At 71.9% G+C, this 15,704-nt stretch carries 14 protein-coding genes and 1 pseudogene; 6 read left to right on the top strand and 9 right to left on the bottom strand.

Going from position 1 to position 15,704, the window contains the following annotated elements; translation table 11 throughout:
- Positions 1 to 146 precede the first annotated feature (146 nt).
- Positions 147 to 731, top strand: a complete 585-nt coding sequence (locus AC4BDD_RS18880; protein WP_490686622.1) for a nicotinamidase — start codon at positions 147 to 149, stop codon at positions 729 to 731.
- 117 nt (positions 732 to 848) lie between these two features.
- Here the strand turns inward: AC4BDD_RS18880 and AC4BDD_RS18875 are convergent.
- Positions 849 to 1,169 (bottom strand): annotated as a pseudogene (locus tag AC4BDD_RS18875) (hypothetical protein); the annotation flags it as partial.
- Positions 1,170 to 1,301: 132 nt separating this feature from the next.
- Positions 1,302 to 3,695, bottom strand: coding sequence for an immune inhibitor A domain-containing protein (locus AC4BDD_RS18870; RefSeq protein ID WP_490686621.1), 2,394 nt, complete (start codon positions 3,693 to 3,695; stop codon positions 1,302 to 1,304).
- Positions 3,696 to 4,029: 334 nt separating this feature from the next.
- Between AC4BDD_RS18870 and AC4BDD_RS18865 the strand changes: the two genes are divergently transcribed.
- Positions 4,030 to 4,359: a hypothetical protein gene (locus tag AC4BDD_RS18865; RefSeq protein WP_490686620.1), complete on the top strand. Its 330-nt coding sequence runs from the start codon at positions 4,030 to 4,032 to the stop codon at positions 4,357 to 4,359.
- 12 nt (positions 4,360 to 4,371) lie between these two features.
- Here the strand turns inward: AC4BDD_RS18865 and AC4BDD_RS18860 are convergent, their stop codons facing one another.
- From AC4BDD_RS18860 to AC4BDD_RS18850, 3 genes are all read right to left on the bottom strand, one after another.
- Positions 4,372 to 4,893, bottom strand: a complete 522-nt coding sequence (locus AC4BDD_RS18860; RefSeq protein WP_490686619.1) for an RDD family protein — start codon at positions 4,891 to 4,893, stop codon at positions 4,372 to 4,374.
- A 12-nt stretch (positions 4,894 to 4,905) separates the two neighbouring features.
- On the bottom strand, positions 4,906 to 5,841 hold the full coding sequence (locus AC4BDD_RS18855) for an RDD family protein (RefSeq protein WP_490686618.1): 936 nt from the start codon (positions 5,839 to 5,841) through the stop codon (positions 4,906 to 4,908).
- A 119-nt stretch (positions 5,842 to 5,960) separates the two neighbouring features.
- On the bottom strand, positions 5,961 to 7,721 hold the full coding sequence (locus AC4BDD_RS18850; RefSeq protein ID WP_490686617.1) for an RDD family protein: 1,761 nt from the start codon (positions 7,719 to 7,721) through the stop codon (positions 5,961 to 5,963).
- Positions 7,722 to 8,084: 363 nt separating this feature from the next.
- Between AC4BDD_RS18850 and AC4BDD_RS18845 the strand changes: the two genes are divergently transcribed.
- From AC4BDD_RS18845 to AC4BDD_RS18835, 3 genes are all read left to right on the top strand, one after another.
- A complete protein-coding gene (locus AC4BDD_RS18845; protein WP_490686616.1) occupies positions 8,085 to 8,510 on the top strand; it encodes an SsgA family sporulation/cell division regulator in 426 nt (141 codons plus the stop codon).
- Positions 8,511 to 8,644: 134 nt separating this feature from the next.
- The gene (locus tag AC4BDD_RS18840; protein WP_490686615.1) at positions 8,645 to 9,538 is read left to right on the top strand and encodes a helix-turn-helix transcriptional regulator; all 894 of its coding nucleotides are present in this window, start codon (positions 8,645 to 8,647) and stop codon (positions 9,536 to 9,538) included.
- Positions 9,535 to 10,587, top strand: a complete 1,053-nt coding sequence (locus tag AC4BDD_RS18835; RefSeq protein WP_490686614.1) for an NAD(P)-dependent alcohol dehydrogenase — start codon at positions 9,535 to 9,537, stop codon at positions 10,585 to 10,587. The genes AC4BDD_RS18840 and AC4BDD_RS18835 overlap by 4 nt, the downstream gene beginning before the upstream one ends.
- A 46-nt stretch (positions 10,588 to 10,633) precedes the next feature.
- Here the strand turns inward: AC4BDD_RS18835 and AC4BDD_RS18830 are convergent, their stop codons facing one another.
- Positions 10,634 to 12,001 (bottom strand): FAD-binding oxidoreductase, encoded by a 1,368-nt coding sequence (locus tag AC4BDD_RS18830; RefSeq protein ID WP_490686613.1) that lies wholly within the window; start codon positions 11,999 to 12,001, stop codon positions 10,634 to 10,636.
- A gap of 109 nt (positions 12,002 to 12,110) precedes the next feature.
- A complete protein-coding gene (hppD, locus tag AC4BDD_RS18825) occupies positions 12,111 to 13,256 on the bottom strand; it encodes a 4-hydroxyphenylpyruvate dioxygenase (protein ID WP_490686612.1) in 1,146 nt (381 codons plus the stop codon).
- A gap of 135 nt (positions 13,257 to 13,391) precedes the next feature.
- On the opposite strand from hppD, the gene AC4BDD_RS18820 reads away from it, so the two are divergent.
- Positions 13,392 to 13,859: an Lrp/AsnC family transcriptional regulator gene (locus tag AC4BDD_RS18820; RefSeq protein ID WP_490686611.1), complete on the top strand. Its 468-nt coding sequence runs from the start codon at positions 13,392 to 13,394 to the stop codon at positions 13,857 to 13,859.
- 118 nt (positions 13,860 to 13,977) lie between these two features.
- Here AC4BDD_RS18820 and AC4BDD_RS18815 read toward each other — a convergent pair whose 3' ends face one another.
- Both AC4BDD_RS18815 and AC4BDD_RS18810 read right to left on the bottom strand, forming a co-directional pair.
- A complete protein-coding gene (locus tag AC4BDD_RS18815; RefSeq protein ID WP_490686610.1) occupies positions 13,978 to 14,757 on the bottom strand; it encodes a S16 family serine protease in 780 nt (259 codons plus the stop codon).
- 82 nt (positions 14,758 to 14,839) lie between these two features.
- Positions 14,840 to 15,676 carry a helix-turn-helix domain-containing protein gene (locus tag AC4BDD_RS18810; RefSeq protein WP_490686609.1) on the bottom strand — a complete coding sequence of 279 codons (837 nt, stop codon included), beginning with the start codon at positions 15,674 to 15,676 and terminating at the stop codon, positions 14,840 to 14,842.
- Positions 15,677 to 15,704: the final 28 nt, after the last annotated feature.

Raw genomic sequence — 15,704 nt, 5'->3', positions numbered from 1 at the left:
GTGGCCGGGTACCGCCGGACGACCGGCCTGGGCCGGTGCCCGTCCGCCCACTCCCGGATTGACTCCTGAGTCTCTACCCTCAGTTACATCCTCCTCGGACCGGAACGGCACGCCGGCCCGGTCCGGCCCTACGGAAGGTACGCGTCATGCACCGCGCACTGATCGTCGTCGATGTGCAGAACGACTTCTGCGAGGGCGGCAGCCTCCCGGTCACCGGTGGCGCCGACGTCGCCGCCGCCATCACCGATCTGATCGGGCAGGCGACCGCCGGGTACCGGCATGTCGTCGCTACCCGTGACCACCACGTCAATCCCGGTGACCACTTCTCGGCCGACCCCGACTTCGTCCACACCTGGCCGGTGCACTGCGTGGCCGGCACCGAGGGCAGCGGCTTCCACCCGAACTTCGCCCCGGCCATCGCCTCCGGAGCGGTCGAGGCGGTCTTCGACAAGGGTGCCTACGCGGCGGCGTACAGCGGCTTCCAGGGCGCCGACGAGAACGGCACCCCGCTGGCGGACTGGCTCCGCCAGCGGGATGTGACCGAGGTCGACGTGGTGGGCATCGCCACCGACTACTGCGTGCGGGCCACCGCCCTGGACGCCCACCACGAGGGCTTCCGCACGCAGGTGCTGCTGGACCTGACGGCCGGGGTGGCCGAGCAGACCACCCAGCAGGCGCTGGAGGAGCTGCGGTCGGCGGGCGTGGAGCTCACCGGGAAGCCGGTCGTCTGACCCTCAGGCGGCCGGGATCGTCGGGGCCACCGGAGCGATCAGGGCGGGGCCGTCCGGGCCGCCGGGGACACCCAGCCCACTGGGGCCGCCTCCGCCGCGGGGCGCGGCGGGGGCCGGCGGGGGCACCGGGCGCAGCAGGGCCCGGATCGGGTGCCAGAGTTCCCCGCCGCACTCCGGGACCGCGCGCCAGACCAGGCCGTCGGGGTGGTGCAGGACGGCGGTCACCTCGTCCGGCGTCGGCGGCTCGGTGTTGCCGCGCAGGTAGACGGCGCGCAGTCCCAGGTTGCGCAGCCTGGTCAGGGCGCGCTGGCGGTTCGCGGCGTGCACCAGTACCCGGACGAGTGAGCCGGGCATGCCGCCCGCGCCCAGTGGGCGTGGCAGGGACAGCGCCACGACCACACTCCCTCCCGGCAGCTTGGTGAATCCTCCGTAGGCCATACGGTGATCTCCCCCGTGAGATGTCATGTCAATAAGAGTGGTCGTAGAGCATCATGAACGCGAACGGCCGCCGCCCGCTAGGGGCGGCGGCCGTTAAAGCCTCAACAAGGCTCTGACCTGCGACGATCTCCTTTACTTGGCGTTCGGGCCGACCTGGACGTTCATCCAGGTGCCGTCAAGCGCCTCCTTGGAGATCTTGATGCGGGTGTTGGTGTCGGTGATCCGGACACCACCGGTCGGGTTGGTGTCGTACCAGTAGACGCCGGTGCGGTCGTCGAAGACCGCGCTGCCCTTCTTCGACTTGATCTTCGTGGCCACGCCGTCGCGGTGCACGGTGTAGCCGTCGCTGCGGAAGTGGCTGAAGGTCGAGTCGTAGGCCTGGAAGCGGTTCTTCATCAGGGTGCCGTCCGCCCACTTCTCCGGCTTGGCGTGCGCGTCGACCGGGAGGACCAGGCCGTAGCCGGGGTGGACGCCGACGTTGTTGTCCTGCTGCGAGGTGTCCCACTTCCAGATCAGCAGGCCGTTCTGGTACGGGAAGTGCTCGACCCAGTGGGGCTTGGTGGTGGTCCAGCCGAAGTTGTACGGACCGACCTTGAGGGTCTTGTCGTACGACACGTACTGGCGGTTCTCCGCGATGTAGTACTGCGCGTAATCCTTGGTGATGGAGGCGCCGATGCGCGAGAAGCCGTTGACCTTCCAGCCGTTGTCGTCGCCCTCGGCGTTGTCGGCGAACAGCTGCTTGCCGTCGGCGGTCAGCGTGATGGCGTCGGCCGCGAAGCCCTTGAGGTTGACGCCGCCGTCCGTCTGGTAGCGGAAGCGGATGTCGATCTTCTTGCCGGCGTAGGCGTCGAGCGGGAAGGAGAGCTGCTTGTACGCGCCGGAGGCGCCGGTGAGCGCCGGCTTGTCGCCGCCGTCACGCGGGAGCGGCTTGCCGTCCGCGGTGCCGTCGATCGGGGTCCAGTTGGTGCCGTCGGTGGAGACCTCGGCGTAGGCGAAGTCGTAGTTCTCCTCGATGTCCCACCAGCCCTTGAGGTCCAGGGAGGCCTTGGAGGCACCGGTGAGGTCGACCGAGCGGGTCAGGGTGTTCTTGAGGTTGTCGCCCTGGCCGCTCCACCACTGCTTGGTGCCCTCGGCCGGCTTGACGACCTCGGTGGTGACGGGCTTGGCCGGCAGGTCCACGACCAGCGCCTGCTTGCGCTTGGTGTTGTACTCGGCGACGCCCAGCTTGTGGCTGGACTTCTGCCCGGCCTTGGCCTTGCCGTAGTTGAGCCAGCCCAGCTGGAGCTTGTCCCAGGCGTTCATGTCGCCGGGCAGGTCGCCGATGGTGTCCTTGCCCCGGCCGAGCCAGGAACCGGAGGACATCAGCGACCAGTAGGCGACGGAGGACTCACCCTTGCCGGTGGTGTCGTACTCGTCGGGGAGGCCCAGGTCGTGGCCGTACTCGTGGGCGAAGACACCCAGCCCGCCGTTCTCCGGCTGCATGGTGTAGTCGCCGACCCAGATGCCGGTGTCACCGATCTGGGTGCCGCCGGCCCTGTTCTGGCCGGGGCCGGTCTGGCCGGCGTCGGAGCCGTAGGCGTACCAGCGGTGGGCCCAGATGGCCGTCTTGCCCTGCTTGCCGCCGCCCGCGGACTCGTCCTCACCGGCGTGCACGATCTGGAAGTGGTCGATGTAGCCGTCCGGCTCGTTGAAGTTGCCGTCGGCGTCGAAGTCGTACCGGTCCCACTGGTCGTACTTGGCCACGGTCGCCTTGATCTCGGCGTCGGTGCGGCCGGCCGCCTTCTGGTCCTTGGCCCACTGGTTGACGCCGTCGCGGATCAGGTCCCAGGCGTTGGCGCAGTTGGTGTCGCCGCAGTAGTTGGAACCGTAGCGGGCCTCGTTCCAGTCGACCTTCACCCAGTCGGCGACCTCGCCCTCGACCGAGTAACGGCCGGAGGACTGCTTCTCGTAGTACTTCTTCAGGGACTGCTTGCCCTTCTCCTTGGAGAAGTACAGGTCCTGGAAGTGCTCGCGGTTGTAGTCCTTCTGCCAGGCGGTGCTGTTGTCCTGGGTGCGGTCCGGCTGGTCGATGGTGTTGTGCGCCGGGCCCGGCTCGCCGCCGTACTTCTTCACCGGCGGCTGCGGACCGTCGGGGCCGTCCGGGTCGTGCATCGTGGTGTTGTCGACCTTGTCGCCGAACTCGACCAGGATGGTGAAGATCTTGTCGGTCTTCTCCCGGGCCAGCTCGACGTACTTCCCCTTGCCGACCTTGACCACCTTGGAGTCGCCACGCCGCACGGCCTTGGCGTCTCCGGAGATGACCTGTCGCAGGGCTGCCTCGCGGCGGGCGTCCTGCTCCTTGTCGAACGGCCCCGTCAGATCATGCTCGGTGCCGGGCGTGACGAGCGCTGGGTCATGGCGCTCGACCGGCTTCGCAGCAGAAGTCTCGTCCGCCTGCGCCAGACCCGTGCCGAGGGCTGCCGCACCGACGGCGGCGATCACGGTGGCGATGGCGGCCGATCTGACGGCCCTCCGTTGGCTGTTCACTCTGATATGCCTCCCCAGTCAAACCTTGGCGGTATTTGACCGGAGTGACAGGAGAAAAGACAGACCTTGACATGGCCAGGGCGGGCCAGTACGTTAACCGGCCCTCATCGCACGGATAGCGGACATGCGCCGTGTCCCCGCTGCGGGCCAAGGGCCGCGAGCGCCTCGCAGGTTGAAACACGCTATGACTCCGTGCGCCCCCTGTGCAACGGAGGCGTGGGTCAGGTCACGCTTACCGGCCGCCGCCCGAGGGCATCTGGCACCTTGGGCGCCGTGCCTTTGCCGCCCTGAGCACCGAAGCCTGCTCACCGATGTCTTGAGGACGGATCCCGCCATGCCGCGTCCGACCCCCGCACAGCTCGCCTACGGTTCGGCCACCGTCGTCTTCGCGACCTTCGCCATGCTGCTGCTGACCCAGTCGCGTTCGGCCACCGGCATCGCCGTCATCACGGTGGCGGGTCTGCTGCTCGGGCTGCTGGTCGCGGTCACCGCGCCGCTCCCCCGCGCCGCGCAGCGCCCGGCCCGCTCCCGGAACACCGGGCACCCGGTGGCGGCGGGCGGTCCGGCGCGCACCACCATTCCCGCCCAGTCCGCGTCCTCGCCCGCGCCGGGGGAACGAGCGGCGCAGCAGCCGGAATCGGCGGTGGGCTCGCGCCGGGGCTGACCGGCGGGGACGTCAGAGGGCCGAGACCACCACGGTCCTGGCCGCCTTGTCGTGAATGCTCTGCCGGTACGGCTTGTCCCACAGCTGCCACAGGGAGTTCAGCAGCCAGAAGATCGTGCCCACCGTCAGCGGCGTCAGGGTGCCCGGCAGCGCGTACACCGCGCCGCGCACCCAGCCCTGCCGGCCGGGCACATCGCCGTCGGAGAGCATCGCGACCCGGATCCGCAGCACCTTCTTGCCGAGGGTCTGGCCGCTGTGCGCCAGCATCGCCCCCTCGTAGGCGAAGTAGAGGACGAAGGTGAGCACCGCCGCGACGAGCGACTTGGACGCGTCCTGTTCGCCCGGGTTGTCCATGGCGTACTGGAGCCCGCCGGTGGCGGCGAACATCACCGACCAGATCACCCCGAGCACCATCCCGTCGATCACCCGGGCCCCGAACCGCTGGCCCGGTGTGGCCAGCGGCGGCATACCGGCGAGCGGCGCCGGGGGCATGGCAGGGGCGGGCGGGTAGGGCTGCTGGTGGTCCGGGCTCATGCCCCGATTACATCAGCCCCCCGGACCGGGCGGGTAGTTCGGGACCGGGGCGGAGACCACCACGGTGGCCGCCACCTTGTCGTGGACGCACTGCCGGTACGGCCGGTCCCAGGTGCACCACACGACGTTGACGAGCCAGAAGATGAAGCCGCAGCAGGGCACCACGGTCGGCAGCGAGTAGACGGCGGCGCGGAGCCAGCCCGCCTGCCCGGCCGGTACCGAGCCGTCCTGGAGCAGGGCGACCCGGATCTTCATCAGCCGCTTGCCGATGGTCTGGCCGCTGCTGGTCAGCATCATCCCCTCGTACGCGAAGTAGGTGAGGGCGCCGACCACGGTCACCACGGTGGCCTTGCCGTTGTCCTCGACGGGGTCGTAACCGCCCAGCAGCACGGCCATGATGAGGCCGACCGGCACGCCGATGATCAGTCCGTCGATGATCCGGGCGGCCAGCCGGCGGCCGAGTCCGCCGAGCGGTGGCATGCCGGCCAGCGGATCGGGCGGCCCGTACCCGCCGCCGTAGGGCCCGCCCTCATACGGGCCACCGCCGTACGGACCGCCCCCGCCGTACGGACCGCCCCCGCCGGGAGGGCCGCCGCCGTACGGACCGCCTCCGCCCGGAGGGCCGCCGCCGGGAGGACCGCCGCCGGGAGGACCGCCGGGTGGGCCTTCCCCGCCGGGCGGCGCGCCGGAGAAGGGATCGTCGCCGCCGGAACCGCTCCCGGGGCCGCCGCCGTAGGGACCACCGCCGGGCGGGCCACCGCCGGGGGGACCGCCCGGGCCGCCGCCGGTCGGGCCCTCGCCGTGGGACCCGCCGGCCTGCGCCCCGGCGTACGGAGTGCCGTTACAGGGACCGGTGCCGGTGCCGTGCGGGCCGCCGTCCCGGCCTGGCGGAGGTCCGGACGGCGGCTGCTGCGGATACGGGACGTTGTCGCCCGGCTCGCTGCTCATGGCCCGAGTCGAACCCGGCAGCCGCTCCACCGCATCCGGCGCGCGCCGTTCGGGCTACGCGGGGCGCGTTGCGGAGCGGCGCCGGAAAGCCCTGCGGCTTCGGGCCCGCTGGCGACCGGTCAGCTGTCGGTGGCGACGAAGGTGCGGGCCGCCTTGTCGTGCCAGCACTGCCGCCAGGGGCGGTCGAAGAGGCACCACAGCACATTGACCACACCGACCGCCACCGCGCCGAGCAGCCCGTACACCAGCCAGCGGCGCAGCGCCGCCGCGAAGGACGGGGTGGAGTGCGACTCGATGTCCAGGGTGCGCAGTCCGCACAGCTTCTTGCCCAGCGTGCGGCCCCACTTGGCGGTCGGCAGGGCCTCGTAGAGGACACCGGCCACCAGGAGCACGCCCAGCAGGATGCCGAGGTACGCCCCGATGGTGCCGTCCAGTACGTAGACGGTGACCGTCTTACCGGTCAGCTTCGCCTCGTCGATCTTCGCCTCGACGTGGTCCTTGCCCTTGGTCCACAGCGGGACCGCGGCGGCGCCGACCACCGCGAGCAGCAGCACGGTGTCGATCAACCGCGCGAGGAGTCGGCGGCCGAGGGGGGCGGGCCGGCCCTGGGCCTGGGCGGCCTGGAGGAAGGGGTTGTCGACCGGCGGCTTCCACGGGATGACGCCTTCCGGTGCGCCCGGGCCGCCCGCCGCGCCGGCCGTGCCCGGTCCGCCGGCGGCCCCGGCGGCTCCGGGCGCGGGCCCGGCAGCTCCGGCGGCGGGCCCGGCGGCGGGCTGCTGCGCCAGCTGCTGGACCTGCTGGGCCCAGCCCTGCGGGGCGCCGGGCGCGCCGCCTTGTCCCGGCACACCGGGAGCGGCGGCCGGGCCCGGGGCCGCGGTCGGGGCGGGCGGGGCGGAGGCGATGGGGGTGCTCGGGGTGCCGGGCGCGGCGGATCCGGCCCGGGCCGGCTGAGCGGAGCCCGGCGCGGTCGCCGTGCCGCCGCCCGGCGGGGCCGTCTCGGGTCCGGCCGCGTCGGGCGCGACGGCCCGGATGGTCATGGTGCCCTCGCCGCGGCCGTCCGAGGCGCCGCCCGCCGCTCCCGCGCCGGGCGCGGCGCCCTGCTGGACCGCGCGGAGCGTCAGCGTGCCGTCGGGGCCGCCCTTGGGGCCCGCGCCCTCGGGGGCGCCGGGCCGGTCGGCCGCGCCGGGGGCTCCGGCGCGGGCCGGGGGGAGTGCCGGGTTCTGCCGGGCGGGCGGCGACTGCCGGGCGGGGCCGCCCGCGGCGTCCCCGGCGGCCGGCCGCGTCCCGGCTCCGGCCGCGCCGGGATCCGGGGCGCCGCCCTGCCGGGGGTCCGGCAGCTGTGCGCCACGCGGCGCGTCCGATCCCCAGGCGACCCGCTGGTCCTGGTCGCCGCCGAAGCCGGCCTGGCGTCCGGCGTCGGCCTGCCAGGCGGTGGCCGGTTCGGGCCGGCTGCCGTGCAGCCGCTGCGGATCGTCCCAGGCCACCGGGGCCGGCGGCGTCGAGCGCGGGTCCTGCGCCTGCCGGGCGCCGGGCAGCGCGGGCGCGTCCGGGGCGTCCGCCGCGCCGCGCGGGCGGGTCTGCGGCAGCGCGGGGCCGCCCGGCTCGTCTTCGGCCGGCGACTGGTCGAGGAACATCGGTCCGGTCACGTCCGGCGCGAACGTCGTCATCTGGGTCGCGTTGGACGACGCGGGCCCCGGGTGCACCACAGCGACGCCCGGCGGGGGCGCGGGCAGCGGCTCGCCCTCGGCGGGCGCGGGCCGGCTGGTGCCTGGGACCCAGGCCGCGCCGTTCCAGTAGCGGATGTAGTTGGGGATGGACGGGTCCGGATAGTAGCCGGGGATGGAGCTGCCGTCCGAGGATCCTGAGGTAGGGGCGCTCATGATCTCCGATGTCCCGAGTCTGCCGTGTGCTGTCGGTGGGGCGTATGCAGTCTGCCGCACGAGCGCGATGTGCGGGACATCGCTCCGCCGCCTCTTGCGTGCCGTTCCGTCGCCGCGTCGCCGCGGGGCGGGCCGCGAACTGGCGTGGAGTGGAGTCAGGTCTATCAGACGGGGGCCGCCGCCCGGGCTCGCACGGCGGGTGGCACCACTCTCCCGTGCGAGTCTCCCGCATGGGCGAAGGCCGGGTGAAGAAAAGTTCAGATGGTTTGCGGAAAGTCGCGTAATGACGCGGGGGCGGTGCCCTCTCCCTGGTATGGGCCCGAGGAGACGGGCCCCCGCGAGGAGAGCAGAGAGGCACATGCGATGAACACCGTGGTGGAGCGAGAACTGGAAATGCACCTGGTGCTGTCGCCTGAGCACAGCATCCCGGTCCCGGCCCTGCTGGCCTACCGGACGGCCGACCCGTACGCCGTGCACATCACCTTCCACATCGGCTCGGAGCTGCCGGTGCACTGGACCTTCGCCCGCGAACTGCTGGTGGAAGGGGTGTTCAGGGCCAGCGGCGAGGGCGACGTGCGGGTGTGGCCGGCCAAGCTGGGCGGGCGCGCCATCGTGGTGATGGGGTTGAGCTCGCCGGACGGCGAGGCGCTGCTGGAGGCGCCGGCCCCGGCGGTGTCGGCGTGGCTGGAGCGCACCCTGCGGGTGGTGCCGCCGGGCAGCGAGAGCCAGGAGCTGGATGTGGACGGGGCCCTGCGCGAGCTGCTGGCGCCCACGCACGGGGACGAGTGAGGTGGGGCGGCAGACGCCGGCACCAGGCGGGCGGCAGGCCGCCACCACCCTTAAACGGGCTTCGCGCAGCCTAGGTCCAACAGACCCAGGCTGAGGCCCCCGCCGAAGCGGAGGGCGCCTCCATACTGGAGTGCATGGATCGAAACGCCGAGCTCAGTGAGTTTCTGCGCTCCCGCCGGGCGCGGCTGCGCCCGCAGGACGCGGGCGTGAGCGTGCATGCCGCCAGCCCGCGCCGGGTGCCGGGGCTGCGCCGCGAGGAGCTGGCGCAGCTGGCCGGGGTGAGCACGGACTACTACACGCGTCTGGAGCAGGGCCGGCATCTCAATGTGTCGGAGGCGGTGCTGGACTCGGTCGCCCGCGCCCTGCGGCTGGACGCCACCGAGTGCGCCTACCTCTTCCAGCTGGCCCGGCCGCACCGCACGGCGCGCCGTCGCCCGCAGCGCCCGCAGCGGGTGCGCCCGGAGGTGCACCAGATGCTGCGGATGCTGGACGGGGTCTCGCCGGCCTTCGTCCTCGGCCGGCGTACGGACGTGCTGGCGAGCAACCGGCTGGCCCGGGCGCTGATCACCGACTTCGACGCGCTGGCGTACCGCGAGCGGAACATGACCCGGTTCATGTTCCTGGACGAGGCGGCCCGCGACCTGTACCGCGAGTGGGAGAAGTGCGCCTCTGAGATGGTCGCGGTGCTGCGGCTGGAGGCCGGGCGGCATCCCGACGATCCACGGCTGACCGAGCTGGTCGGCGAACTGACCATCAAGAGCCCGGAGTTCCGGCGCTGGTGGGCGGACCACAACGTGCGTGAGAAGTGCCACGGGACCAAGGCGTACCGCCACCCCGTGGTGGGCGACATGACCCTGCACTTCGAGTCCCTCACCTTCCCGGCCGACCCCGATCAGACGCTGTGCGTCTACAGCGTGGAGCCGGGCTCGCCCTCCGAGGCGGCGCTGCGGCTGCTGGCCGACTGGACCGCGCCCCCGCCTGAACTTCCTCATTTTCAACACCGTGACACCAGGAGCCACCTGATATGAGCAGCCTGACCGCGACCGCCTACGCCGCTCCGTCCGCGAAGGCGCCGCTGGAGCGCACCACCGTCCCCCGCCGCCCGGTCGGCGAGCACGACGTCCTGATCGAGATCGCGTACGCCGGGATCTGCCACTCCGACATCCACCAGGCCCGGGACGGCTGGGGCGAGGGCATCTTCCCGATGGTCCCCGGCCATGAGATCGCCGGTGTCATCACCGAGGTCGGCTCCGCCGTCACCAGGTTCAAGGTCGGCGACCGGGCCGGGGTCGGCTGCTTCGTCGACTCCTGCCGCGAGTGCGAGTACTGCGAGCAGGGTCTGGAGCAGTACTGCGTCAAGGGCATGACCGGCACGTACAACGCCCTGGACAAGAACGGCGAGCCCACCTACGGCGGTTACTCCACCCACATCGTCGTGGACGAGAACTACACCGTGCGGATCCCCGAGGGCATCGGGCTCGACGCGGCGGCCCCGCTGCTGTGCGCCGGGATCACCCTGTACTCCCCGCTGACGCACTGGAAGGCCGGTCCGGGCAAGAAGGTCGCGATCGTGGGCATGGGCGGGCTCGGGCACATGGGCGTCAAGATCGCCCACGCGCTGGGCGCCGAGGTGACCGTGCTGAGCCAGTCGCTGCGCAAGCAGGAGGACGGGCTGCGGCTGGGCGCGGACCACTTCCACGCCACCTCCGACCCGGAGACCTTCGAGAAGCTGGCCGGCACCTTCGACCTGATCGTCTCCACGGTCGCGGTGCCGCTGGACCTGGACGCCTACCTGGGGCTGCTGAAGACGGACGGCGCCTTCGTGAACGTGGGCGCCCCGGAGGAGCCGGTCTCGCTCAACCTCTTCTCCCTCATGCTGGGCCGCAAGACGCTGGCCGGCTCGGCGATCGGGGGCATCGCGGAGACCCAGGAGATGCTGGACTTCTGCGCGGAGCACGGGCTGGGCTCGGAGATCGAGGTGATCCGCGCCGAGCAGATCAACGAGGCGTACGAGCGGGTGCTGGCCAGCGATGTGCGCTACCGCTTCGTGATCGACATCGACTCGCTGCGCGACTGACCGCGGCGATCCGGCCGGCCGGGGCTAGAAGGTCCGGCCGGCCGGGTCAGAACAGCTTGCCCGGGTTGAGCAGGCCGAGCGGGTCGAAGACCTGCTTGATGCCGCGCTGCAGCTCCAGCCCCACCGGGCCGAGTTCCCGGGCGAGCCACTCCTTCTTCAGCATGCCGACGCCGTGTTCGCCGGTGATGGTGCCGCCCAGGCTCAGCCCGAGCGCCATGATCTCGTCGAAGGAGGCGCGGGCCCGCCGCGACTGATCGGGGTCGGCCGCGTCGAAGCAGACGGTCGGGTGGGTGTTGCCGTCACCGGCGTGCGCCACCACGCCGATGGTGAGGTCGTACTTCGCGGCGATGGCCGCGGTGCCGTCGATCATCTCGGCGAGCCGGGAGCGCGGCACGCACACGTCGTCGATCATCGTCGCGGAGCTCACCTTCTCCAGCGCGGTGATCGTCATCCGCCGGGCCTTGAGGAGGAGCTCGGACTCGGCGGCGTCCTCGGCCGGCACCACTTCGGTGGCGCCGGCCGCCGTGCACAGCTCGCCGACGGCGGCGAGGTCGGCGGCCGGGTCGGCGCTGTCGAAGGCGGCGAGCAGCAGCGCCTCGGTGGACTCCGGCAGGCCCATGTGGGCCAGGTCGTTGACCGCGCGCAGGCAGGTGCGGTCCATCAGCTCCAGCAGCGCGGGTGCGTGGCCGGCCTCCATGATTCCGCAGACGGCCGCGCAGGCGGCGGCGGTGGAGGGGAACTCGGCGGCCACCACCAGCTGCGGCGGCGGGGCGGGCCTGAGCGCGAGCACCGCCCGCACCACCACGCCCAGACTGCCCTCGGAGCCCACGAAGAGCCGGGTGAGGTCGTAGCCGGCCACGCCCTTGGCGGTGCGGCGGCCGGTGGACAGCAGCCGGCCGTCGGCCAGCACCACGTCCAGGCCGAGCACGTATTCGGCTGTGACCCCGTACTTCACGCAGCACAGGCCGCCGGAGGCGGTGCCGATGTTGCCGCCGATGGTGCACTGCTCCCAGCTGGAGGGGTCCGGCGGATAGCACAGCCCCAGCTCCCCGACGGCGCGGGAGAGGGTCGCGTTGACCACGCCCGGCTCCACCACCGCGATCCGGTCCACGGCGCTGATCTCCAGGATCCGGTCCATCTTGACCAGGGAGAGGATGACGCAGCCCTCGGTGGCGTTGGCCGCGCCGGACAGGCCGGTACGGGCGCCCTGCGGGACGACCGGGACACGCAGCGCGGTGGCGGTGCGCATCACGTGCTGGACCTGCTCGACGGTGCGCGGCAGCACCACGACGGCGGGGACGCCCGCCTCGCAGAAGCTCGCCATGTCATGGGCGTAACTGCCGGTGATGTCGAGGTCGGTCAGTACCGCCTCTTCGGGGAGTCCCTCACGCAGTGTTTCGACCAGGTCCGTCATGGATCCAGACTGGCACTCCGCCGGGCTCCGGCCCAGCATTCGAGCTCCGGACGGGCTCGGAATCAGCCCGTCCGGAGCTGAAGGGCAAACGTTTCGCCGCTGGGCGCGGTTACAGGTTGCCGCGCTTCTCCTGCTCGCGCTCGATCGCCTCGAAGAGCGCCTTGAAGTTGCCCTTGCCGAAGCCCATCGAGCCGTGCCGCTCGATCATCTCGAAGAAGACCGTCGGCCGGTCCTGCACCGGCTTGGTGAAGATCTGCAGCAGGTAGCCGTCCTCGTCGCGGTCGGCGAGGATCTTCAGCTCGCGCAGGGTGTCGATCGGCACCCGGGTCTCGCCGACCCACTCGCCGAGGGTGTCGTAGTAGGAGTCGGGGGTGTCCAGGAACTGCACACCGGCCGCGCGCATGGCCCGCACCGTGGCGACGATGTCGTTGGTGGCGAGCGCGATGTGCTGGACGCCGGGGCCGCCGTAGAACTCCAGGTACTCGTCGATCTGCGACTTCTTCTTGGCGATGGCCGGCTCGTTGAGCGGGAACTTCACCTTGCGGGTGCCGTCCGCGACGACCTTGGACATCAGCGCGGAGTACTCGGTGGCGATGTCGTCGCCGACGAACTCCTTCATGTTGGTGAAGCCCATGACGTTGTTGTAGAAGCTCACCCACTCGTCCATCTTGCCGAGCTCGACGTTGCCCACGCAGTGGTCGATGGCCTGGAAGGTGCGCTTGGCCGGGGGCTCCACGATCGGGTCGGCGGCGGCGAAGCCCGGCAGGTACGGGCCCTCGTAGCCGGTCCGCTCCACCAGGGTGTGCCGGGTCTGGCCGTAGGTGGCGATGGCCGCGAGCACGACGGTGCCGTGCTCGTCCTTCACCTCGCGCGGCTCCTCCAGGCCGGTGGCGCCGTGCTCGATCGCGTAGGCGTACGCGGCGCGCACGTCCGGCACCTCGATGGCCAGGTCGACCACGCCGTCGCCGTGCTCGGCGACGTGCTGCTCCAGGAAGCGGCCGCGCTCGGTGGACGCCTTGATGACGGAGGTGAACACGAACCGGGCGCCGCCCGAGACGAGAACGTAGGCCGCCGTCTCACGGTTGCCGTTCTCCGGGCCGGAGTAGGCGACCAGCTTCATGCCGAAGGCCGTGGAGTAGTAGTGCGCGGCCTGCTTGGCGTTGCCGACGGCGAAGACGACCGCGTCCATTCCCTTCACCGGGAACGGGTCGGCCTGCCGAGCGGTGTGGGGGGTCTGATCGATGGTCTCAGTCATGGCCGCAGGTTCCCGCTGTTCCACAAGGTGCGCAATAGTTGTCGTTTCTGCTGGACACTTTGCATAGTGTTACCGGGGATCCGCCGGTCGTTCTGTGCAGGATGACCAGCATCGGCGGCTAAGGAGAGGCATGCCATGGGGATCGACGTGCTGGACGCCCGGCTGATCGGGCTGCTCGCCGAGGAGCCGCGGATAGGGGTACTGGAGGCGTCCCGCCGGCTCGGAGTGGCGCGCGGCACCGCGCAGGCGCGGCTGGACCGCCTCCAGGCGAGCGGGGTGATCCGCGGCTTCGGTCCGGATGTGGACCCGGCGGCCATCGGCTACCCGGTCACCGCCTTCGCCACCCTGGAGATCAAGCAGGGCCAGGGCCAGGACGTCCGCGCCCATCTGGCCACCGTCCCGGAGGTGCTGGAGCTGCACACCACCACCGGTCACGGGGACATGCTCTGCCGCCTGGTCGCCCGCTCCAACGCCGACCTCCAGCGGGTGATCGACCGGGTGGTGGGGATCGAGGGGATCGTGCGCGCCTCCACCGCGATCGTGATGGAGAATCCGGTGCCGCTGCGGATCATCCCGCTGGTGCGGCAGGCCGCCGAGGACTGACGCCCCGCCGGAAGCCCAGCAAACCTGGATCCCCTGGCAAGCGCGGAGCCCCGGCAAGCCCGGAGTCCCGGTATGCGCGGAGCCCCGGCAAGCCCGGGGTCTCGGCAGGGGGTGCGTCTCAGCAGGTGGGGACCTTCTTGCCGGCAGCCAGGGCCTTGAGCGAGGACACCGCGTCCTTCAGCTCGGTGACCGGGATCAGCCGCAGCCCCTCGGGAAGCTCGGCCTTCGCTTCGGAGCACTCCTCCTCCGGGACGAGGAAGACCGTCGCCCCGTCGCGCTTGGCGGCCTTCGTCTTCAGCTCGACGCCGCCTACCGGGCCGACCGTGCCGTCCGGTTCGATCGTCCCGGTGCCGGCGATGGCCTGGCCGCCGGTGAGGTCGCCGCCGCGGCCGTCGCCGTCGAGCTTGTCGATGATGCCGAGGCTGAACAGCAGCCCGGCGCTGGGGCCGCCCACGTCCGCCAGGCGCAGCCGCACCTCGATGCCCTCGCCAGACCGGTGCAGATAGCGCAGCGCGGCCGCGGCCGCGTCGTCCTGGGACTTCTTCATCTCCCGCACGTTGTGCCGCTCGATCTCCTCGGCCGAGTCGCCTTCGGGGTAGACCGAGTCGCGCGGCAGTACGGCCCGGTCCTCGTCGAACCAGCCGTCGAGCACGTCGCCGAGCCTGACGTCGGCGTCCGGGCCGGTCGCCACGATGGTCGTCATCCGCAGCTGGCCCTTGGTCTTGCGGGTGGCCGCGCCGGAGATGGTGATCACCGGCTTGCCCTTGTCGTCACCGAGCACGTTCACGGTGGAGCCGGGCGCGGCCAGCGAGAACGGCAGCGGGGCGAACGCCGCCACCGCGAGCAGGGCCGCGACGAGCGCGGAGCAGACCGTGAGGATGCGAGCGCGAGGAGACACGCGGCCACCCTAGCCTTCCGCTGTCGCGGCTCGCCCACGCCCTCCCGCGCCACCGTCCGGGCCGGTGGCCGCGCGGTCGCCGTCAGGTTGCCGCGCGCAGGACGGGGTCGGGCCGGCGCAGCCGCTCCATCGCCTGGGCCGTCGCCTCGTCGGCGGGCAGCAGGACCACCAGCTCCTGCGCGTCGGTTCTCGGCAGCTCCAGCCTCTCCCGATGCCATCGCAGCTCGTGGCCGGTGGGGTGGTTGAGCCGGAGCACGGCGGGGGGCGGGGGCAGGTGGCGGTTGAGCCGCCGGGTGAATTCGGGTCCGGCGGCGGGGGCGAGCTCGGCCCTGAACCATTCGGAGGTCTCCGCGGACGGCCCGAGCCACAGGTCGAAGGCCTGCTCGTCGGCGACCTGGTCCCAGTCGGCGAAGAACGTCCGGGCCCGGGGGTCGGTGAACACGTACCGCGTCAGATTGGGCGTCGCCGCCTCCAGCAGACCGCTCCCGTCCATCACCAGGTCGAAGCCGGCGGTGCGGGCCAGCACGTCTCCCAGGCGGTTGGTGACGAACGCGATCCCGGGTTCCAGGAGCCGGAGGGTCTCCAGCACGGTGGGCCGCACCTGGCGGTCGGGGGGTGCCGGCTGCCGGTGCGCGGCGCAGGCACCACCGGCGATCTTGGCCAGGTAGCTCAGGTGATCGCGCTCGGTGGCGTCCAGGCTCAGGGCGTCCGCGAGAGCGGTCACCACGGCGGGGGACGGATTGCGGTCCCGTCCCTGCTCGATACGGGTGAGGTACTCGACGCTGATGCCGGCGCGCAGGGCCAGGTCAGAGCGTCGCAGCCCCGGAGCACGACGGCGGCCGTGATCGGGGAGTCCGAGCGACTCCGGCTGGATGCTGTCGCGCTTGGCGCGTATGAAGTCACCCAACGGCGTGGACATGCCCGAGAGTCTAGGCGATCTTGACAGG

This window comes from Streptomyces sp. JLBT605, assembly GCF_058215555.1.
This window is presented reverse-complemented; position numbering and strand designations above follow the sequence as displayed.

Coding starts and splice junctions, on each gene's coding strand:
- AC4BDD_RS18880 (WP_490686622.1), top strand. CDS start 147: ATGCACCGCGCACTGATCGTCGTCGATGTGCAGAACGACTTCTGCGAG.
- AC4BDD_RS18865 (WP_490686620.1), top strand. CDS start 4,030: ATGCCGCGTCCGACCCCCGCACAGCTCGCCTACGGTTCGGCCACCGTC.
- AC4BDD_RS18860 (WP_490686619.1), bottom strand. CDS start 4,893: ATGAGCCCGGACCACCAGCAGCCCTACCCGCCCGCCCCTGCCATGCCC.
- AC4BDD_RS18855 (WP_490686618.1), bottom strand. CDS start 5,841: ATGAGCAGCGAGCCGGGCGACAACGTCCCGTATCCGCAGCAGCCGCCG.
- AC4BDD_RS18850 (WP_490686617.1), bottom strand. CDS start 7,721: ATGAGCGCCCCTACCTCAGGATCCTCGGACGGCAGCTCCATCCCCGGC.
- AC4BDD_RS18845 (WP_490686616.1), top strand. CDS start 8,085: ATGAACACCGTGGTGGAGCGAGAACTGGAAATGCACCTGGTGCTGTCG.
- AC4BDD_RS18840 (WP_490686615.1), top strand. CDS start 8,645: ATGGATCGAAACGCCGAGCTCAGTGAGTTTCTGCGCTCCCGCCGGGCG.
- AC4BDD_RS18835 (WP_490686614.1), top strand. CDS start 9,535: ATGAGCAGCCTGACCGCGACCGCCTACGCCGCTCCGTCCGCGAAGGCG.
- AC4BDD_RS18830 (WP_490686613.1), bottom strand. CDS start 12,001: ATGACGGACCTGGTCGAAACACTGCGTGAGGGACTCCCCGAAGAGGCG.
- hppD (WP_490686612.1), bottom strand. CDS start 13,256: ATGACTGAGACCATCGATCAGACCCCCCACACCGCTCGGCAGGCCGAC.
- AC4BDD_RS18820 (WP_490686611.1), top strand. CDS start 13,392: ATGGGGATCGACGTGCTGGACGCCCGGCTGATCGGGCTGCTCGCCGAG.
- AC4BDD_RS18810 (WP_490686609.1), bottom strand. CDS start 15,676: ATGTCCACGCCGTTGGGTGACTTCATACGCGCCAAGCGCGACAGCATC.